Below are 4,562 nucleotides of genomic sequence, written 5' to 3'. Positions count from 1 at the left end.
CGGGTACGCGGGCGGCCGCATCGCGCGGGCGCTGCTGCCGGTGGCCGCGCTGATGTGCGGGGCGCTCGCGGTCGTGGTCCTCGCCGTGGCGGAACCCCACCTGGCGGCGGGCCCCGCGCCGCTCGGCCCCGTCGGCGCCACCGCGGCGCTCCTGTGCCTGTCGGCCGGCGCGGTCTGCTGCGCGGCCTGGGCGGCGCCCGCGCCGGGGCTCCGGCTCTGCCTGCGTCTGGCCGCCCTCGGCGTCATCGGAGTCGCGGTGCTGCTCGGCTCGACGGCGGGCTTCGTGGGGTGCGCCGGGATCGTGCTGTGCTCGCTCGCGGCGTCGCCGGGCGGGCACCGGGCCGCGGGGCTGGCGGGCTGCGCGCTCGCCGCCGTCCTGGTGGGCGCGGCGTCCTGGGCCGTCGCCGACGACGCCCTGCCGCGGGGGATGACCGCGCCCCTGGAGGACCGGCTCGGGGCGCACCGGGTCGAGGTGTGGCGGAACGCGGAGGATTTGGCGGCCGCGCACCCGGCGTTCGGGGTGGGGCCGGGGCGGTTCGGCGACGCCTCGCCGACGGTCACCCACGGCGTCCCCGCGGACGGCAGGCCGCACTCGGCGCTGCTCCAGCAGGCGGCCGAGCAGGGTGTCGTCGGGATGGCGCTGCTCGTGGCGGCCTTCGCGTGGCTGCTGTTCGCGCTGTGGCACGCGCCGCGCTCCACCCCGCTCGTCCTGACGGCGGGCGCGGCCCTGACGGCGGTCGCCGCCCTGGCCGCGCTCGGCAACGCGCTCAGCGCGACCTCGGTGACCGCGGGCGCGGCCCTGCTCGCGGGCATCGCGACGGCGCGGCCGCTGGAGGACGGGACGGGCAGACGCGGCGCGCCGCTGCCGTGAGGAGGCCTTCTGCGCGGCCTCGGACAGTCGCCTGCCGGGAGAAGGCGCACGCGGTGGGCACGTCCTTTCCGGGGGGGGACACCCGGGTCCGGGAAGGCACATCCGGGCGGCCCCGGTGCCCCGGGCGGCGCCCGTACCGCTCAGGCCGGTGACGACGGGCGCATCAGCCGCAGGCGGTCGCGGATGACGCGGACCGCGCTCTCCGCGTTGTCCACGGTGACCGTGAAGGTGTGGCCGTCGCCCAGCCGCAGGACGACGCCCTCGCCGCGGCGCACGATCACGGCGGTGCCCTGCTCCGGCCGCCAGCGGTACCCCCAGCCGCCCCAGTGCCGGGGCGTGACGAGCGGGGCGAAGGCGGCGTCGACGACGTGCGACAGGGGGATGCGGCGGCGCGGCAGGCCCATGTGGCCGCAGCGCACCTCCAGGCACTCCTTGTCGACCTTCACGGCGACGTGCACGAAGGCCAGCGTGCCGAACAGGACGAGCAGGCCGACCGCGATGCAGCCGACGACGGACATGACCAGCGGCAGGATGCCCGAGGGCCACAGCGACTCCACGGCCAGGTTGATCCCCAGCGCCAGGCAGGCGGCGCCGGCACAGGCCGGCAGCCACTGGACGCGGTTCGACGCGCGTCCGGTCCAGATCTCGGGCTCTTCCTCGGCGGCGGCCCGGTCGCCGTGGGCGTGGTCCGTCATGGAACCGAGGTTACTCAGGTTCCGCGGCATCGGCACCGCGTCGCGGGCAGCCGGACCCTTCGCGCGGAACACGCCGGACGGGCCCGCCTCGCGCGCGCTCCGCGCGCCCCCGCCTCAGTGCCCGAGGGCCGGGCTGCCCTGCGCGAGCAGGCGCCCCTCGGCGTACGCCAGGGCGGCGGGCGGCAGCGCGGCCTCGCGCCCGCTGAGGATCACCCGGACGGCGCCCCGGTACGCCGCCGCCCCGGTACGCGCGCCCGCGGCCCGGCCGGTCCTGCGCAGCGCCTGGGCGGCGACCGCGCCGGCCGAGCCGTGCAGGACGAGCGGCGGCAGGCCGGGCCGCTGGACGGCGGCACGGATGCGCTCGGCGACGAGCTCGTAGTGCGTGCAGCCGAGGACGACGGCCCGTACGTCGGGCGGGGTGAGCGCGGCGGCGGCGGCGACGGCGCGCGCGACGGCGTCCTCGTCGGCCGCCTGCACGGCGTCGGCCAGACCCCAGCAGGGCACCTCGGTGACCTCGACGCCGCCCGCGAACTCCGCGATGAGGCCGCGCTGGTAGGGGCTGCCGGTGGTGGCGGGCGTGGCCCAGATGGCGATCGGTCCGCCGCCGGCCGCGGCGGGCTTGATCGCGGGAACGGTGCCGATGACGGGCAGGTCCGGCTCGAAGCGGGCGCGCAGCGCGGGCAGCGTGTGCACGGACGCGGTGTTGCAGGCGACGATCAGGGCGTCCGGGCGGTGCGCCGCGGCCGCCTCGGCGACCGCGAGGGACCGCTCCGTGAGGTCCGCCGTGTCCCGGGGGCCCCAGGGCATGCCGTCCGGGTCCGAGGAGAGGACGAGCTCGGCCTCGGGCACCAGGCGTCGTACCGCGGCGGCGGCGGCGAGCAGTCCGATTCCGGAGTCCATGAGCGCGATCTTCACCCGGTCACCTTAGACGATGAGCCGCACGACCCCGGCGCGGTGGGGCAGACTGCGGCGGATGAGTGCCGTTGCGTGGACCGCCGCCGCCTCGCTCGCCGCGTGGCTGTGGCTGCTGGTCGGACAGGGCTTCTTCTGGCGCACGGACCTGCGGCTGCCGCCGCGCCGGGATCCGGGGCGGTGGCCGTCGGTCGCCGTCGTGGTGCCCGCGCGGGACGAGGCGGCGGTGCTGCCCGACAGCCTGCCGTCGCTGCTCGCGCAGGAGTACCCGGGGCGGGCCGAGGTGTTCCTCGTCGACGACGGCAGCGCCGACGGCACCGGGGAGCTCGCGCGGCGGCTGGCCGAGCGGTACGGGGGCCTGCCGCTGACGGTCACCTCGCCCGGCGAACCGCCGGCCGGCTGGACGGGCAAGCTGTGGGCGGTGCGGCACGGCATCGGCCTGGCACGCGCGCGGGAGCCCGAGTACCTGCTGCTCACCGACGCGGACATCGCGCACGCGGCCGACAGCCTGCGGGAGCTGGTGGCCGCCGCCGAGACCGGCGGCTACGACCTCGTCTCGCAGATGGCGCGGCTGCGCGTGGCCGGCACCTGGGAGCGCCTGGTGGTCCCGGCGTTCGTGTACTTCTTCGCGAAGCTGTACCCGTTCCGGTGGATCGCGCGCGAGGGCGGGCGGACGGCCGCCGCGGCCGGGGGCTGCGTGCTGCTGCGCGCGGAGGCGGCCGGGCGGGCGCGCGTGCCGGACGCGATCCGGCACGCGGTGATCGACGACGTGGCACTGGCGAAGGCGGTCAAGCGCGCCGGCGGGCACATCTGGCTGGGGCTCGCCGAGCGTGTCGACAGCGTCCGCCCCTACCCGCGCCTGGCGGACCTGTGGCGGATGGTGGCCCGCAGCGCCTACTCCCAGCTCCGGCACAACCCGGCGCTGCTCGCCGGGACGGTGGCGGGCCTGGTGGTGGTCTACCTGGTGCCGCCGGCTGCCCTGGCCGCGGGCCTGGCCACGGGGCACGGGGCCGCCGCGCTCCTGGGCGGCCTCGGCTGGCTCGTCATGACGGTCACGTTCGTGCCGATGGTGCGCTACTACCGCCAGCCGCTCTGGCTCGCGCTGACGCTGCCCGTCAGCGGACTCCTGTACCTGCTGATGACGGTGGACTCCGCGGTACGGCACCACCGCGGCCGGGGCGCGGCCTGGAAGGGGCGCACGTACGCCCGGCCCGGGGCCGCGGACGCCGCCCCGGGGACGTGTCCCGAGGCGGCCCCCGACTCCCGGGCGTGACCGGCTTCCTGGCGGTGACGGTTCTCCCGGCCGTGACCGGCCTCCCGGCGGTGCCCTGCGTGGGCGCCGGGGGCGGTCACTTCCTGCCGGGCGTCCAGTTCATGCCCCAGCCGTAGGCGTAGTCGATGGTGCGCTGGGGGCTCACGCCGCGCTCGGGCACCAGGTAGCGGGCCTCGCGCTGGACGACGAGTTCGCCGCCCTGGTTGGTGATGAGCGCGAGCGCGCACACCGTCGACGGGACCGTGCACTCGTCGAGGGAGAACTCGATCGGCGCCCCGTGCTGCGGGGTGAGCGTGACCGTGGCGTTCAGGTCGGCGAAGCTGCGGGCGCCCTCGTAGATGGTCACGAAGATGACCATGCGGCGGAAGTCCTGCGTGTGGTCGAGGTTGACGGTGAGGTTCTCGCCGGTCGCCACCGCGCCGGTGCGGTCGTCGCCGTCCAGGAGGATGTACGGCGGCTGCTGCAGGGACCCGAAGGCGTTGCCGAGGGCCTGGACGACGCCCTTGCGGCCGTCGGCCAGCTCGAACAGCGCGCACAGGTCGAGGTCCAGGTCGCCGTGCATCGCCACGGCCCGCCCCAGCTTGCTCGCCCAGCCCTTGAACTGCTTGCGCACCTCCCAGTTGAGGTTCACGCGCAGCGCGCCCGAGGTGCCGCCCTGCTTGGTCAGCGAGACCGTCGGCGACTCCTTCGTGAGGGTGACCTTCGTCAGCCGCACCGGCTGGGCGGGGGCGGCGGCCGGAGGCGGCGGCGCGGGGGCGGCGGGCGCCGGGGCCACCGCGGGCGGCGCGGGCGGTGCGGGAGCGGCGGCGGG

Annotated in this window: 5 protein-coding genes; 2 read left to right on the top strand and 3 right to left on the bottom strand. The window is 77.3% G+C overall.

The window, feature by feature from the left end; translation table 11 throughout:
* The coding region (locus IE330_RS37765; RefSeq protein ID WP_190140706.1) for an O-antigen ligase family protein at positions 1–871 on the top strand (871 nt) is incomplete at its 5' end.
* A 140-nt stretch (positions 872–1,011) separates the two neighbouring features.
* Here the strand turns inward: IE330_RS37765 and IE330_RS37760 are convergent.
* Complete coding sequence (locus IE330_RS37760; RefSeq protein ID WP_190140705.1) at positions 1,012–1,566, bottom strand: hypothetical protein; 555 nt, start codon at positions 1,564–1,566, stop codon at positions 1,012–1,014.
* Positions 1,567–1,680: 114 nt separating this feature from the next.
* Positions 1,681–2,481 (bottom strand): glutamate racemase, encoded by an 801-nt coding sequence (locus tag IE330_RS37755; protein ID WP_190140704.1) that lies wholly within the window; start codon positions 2,479–2,481, stop codon positions 1,681–1,683.
* Between the two features lie 58 nt (positions 2,482–2,539).
* On the opposite strand from IE330_RS37755, the gene IE330_RS37750 reads away from it, so the two are divergent.
* A complete protein-coding gene (locus IE330_RS37750) occupies positions 2,540–3,751 on the top strand; it encodes a glycosyltransferase (protein ID WP_190140703.1) in 1,212 nt (403 codons plus the stop codon).
* A gap of 76 nt (positions 3,752–3,827) precedes the next feature.
* On the opposite strand, the gene IE330_RS37745 is transcribed toward IE330_RS37750, so the two are convergent.
* Positions 3,828–4,562: TerD family protein (locus IE330_RS37745; protein ID WP_444546243.1), on the bottom strand; the 735-nt coding region annotated here is incomplete at its 5' end.

The sequence above is a fragment of the Streptomyces longispororuber genome, assembly GCF_014656095.1.
GTDB lineage: Bacteria > Actinomycetota > Actinomycetes > Streptomycetales > Streptomycetaceae > Streptomyces > Streptomyces longispororuber.
Note: the sequence above shows the minus strand (reverse complement) of the source record. Positions and strands in the feature narration are given on the sequence as shown.